At 46.0% G+C, this 1,460-nt stretch carries 3 pseudogenes; all 3 read left to right on the top strand.

The window, feature by feature from the left end:
- Nucleotides 1-104, top strand: a pseudogene (locus QZ506_RS19900) (IS5/IS1182 family transposase); the annotation flags it as partial.
- Between the two features lie 961 nt (nt 105-1,065).
- A pseudogene (locus QZ506_RS19895) lies at nt 1,066-1,287 on the top strand (1-acyl-sn-glycerol-3-phosphate acyltransferase); the annotation flags it as partial.
- Between the two features lie 57 nt (nt 1,288-1,344).
- Nucleotides 1,345-1,460 (top strand): annotated as a pseudogene (locus tag QZ506_RS19890) (IS630 family transposase); the annotation flags it as partial.

Raw genomic sequence — 1,460 nt, 5'->3', positions numbered from 1 at the left:
GTCTGAGAGACTACGATGCTCAGGTGGGTGAAGCCATGGCCATGGTCAAAGCGCTTAACCGGATCACGCTATCAGGAATGCCGAACAGTATTCGCATCACGTAACAATCGACCCGTATGGGGCGCAGTCGTTACAAGTTCTGATTTATTCAACAAAGCCCTTTAGTCACTGTATTCCACATCCAAAACCGGACATTTCACATTGCAATCAACATATTGAATACATGACCTCTTTCTGCAACGGTGCCTGCATCATCCATGCGGTACTGCTTGAGATTTGTTTCAGTTGGTATACCCCGGAGACCAACATGACCAGAGAAAAAAGGATCAGCAAGCCGAATCCCCCAGCGAGCCTGGTGCCAATCTTATAATTCTTCATTATTTTCCATAACCTTTATACGATTTTATGAGCTTGCCCGATGCAAGCGTGATTGATAGTAGCGCGTGAGTGGGAAACAATTCCGTTGAAAAAAGCGCCTAAGTACACGTTATTTGTGTGGTTATTTGTTCCTGTAAAATGCAGTGCTGTTTTCCCTTACGAGGACAACCGCATCCAGAAATCCACCGAGCAACGCCAGATAGCTATCGGCAAACAGGGCAGATCAGCGTGAGATGTAGATCACGTTTTAGACCGGAAGGGGATTTTTATCACAATATGGGATGCCGACTTTACATGACTCGGCAAAAATTTACAGTTGGTTGCACTTAGAGCAGAACTCTTGCGATTCTCCACTGGCCTCATTAGGGGGGCGTCTCTAGAGTAGACCATCCCAGAGGTATTGATTGGTGGTAAATCGATGGACTCTGTCGAGTAAATCGCAGAAGTACATTGAACCATGAAATTGCACCAACCTACGCGGATGCGTAGGTTTTTTTTTGCCTGTCATTTGCTCACCACGTTTTCCATTTTCTCTCGTTATTTCTGCATCATGCATGTGGCGCAGTTGCCCTGACACTCTTGGGCTAGCCATAGTAGTTTATATGTCCCGCCTTTTTTATGTGGTCGTTTAACTGTGAAGGGCCAGTTTGCTTCCCGTACGCTGATGGCCTGACTATGGGAGAAGGAATGATATACACCCTGCTGCACTGGCTGTTCCAGCGCCTGTATCGCATACTGATTGAAGGCGATAGTGCGGTATTTAAACAATCAAAACTGCTGATTACGCCAAATCATCAATCCTTTTTAGACGGTGTGCTGTTGGCGCTGTTTTTGCCGATTAAGCCAGTGTTTGCCGTCTATTCCAGTATCAGCGATCGCTGGTTTATGCGTTTCCTGAAACCCTATATACCCGTGATCATTGAAGATGATTGATTTTACGTGGTAAGAAGATCATGCTCACCCACTATGAAGATATTTATTACCGACAAGCAAAAAGCCGAACTCGAACACCTTCATGACACCAGTCGTGATAAGCGTGTTTGTGATCGCATCAAAGCCGTCCTGCTGGCCTCCGAAGGCTG

The organism is Candidatus Symbiopectobacterium sp. (genome assembly GCF_020054415.1).
In the GTDB taxonomy this organism is placed as follows: Bacteria; Pseudomonadota; Gammaproteobacteria; order Enterobacterales; family Enterobacteriaceae; genus Symbiopectobacterium.
Note: the sequence above shows the minus strand (reverse complement) of the source record. Positions and strands in the feature narration are given on the sequence as shown.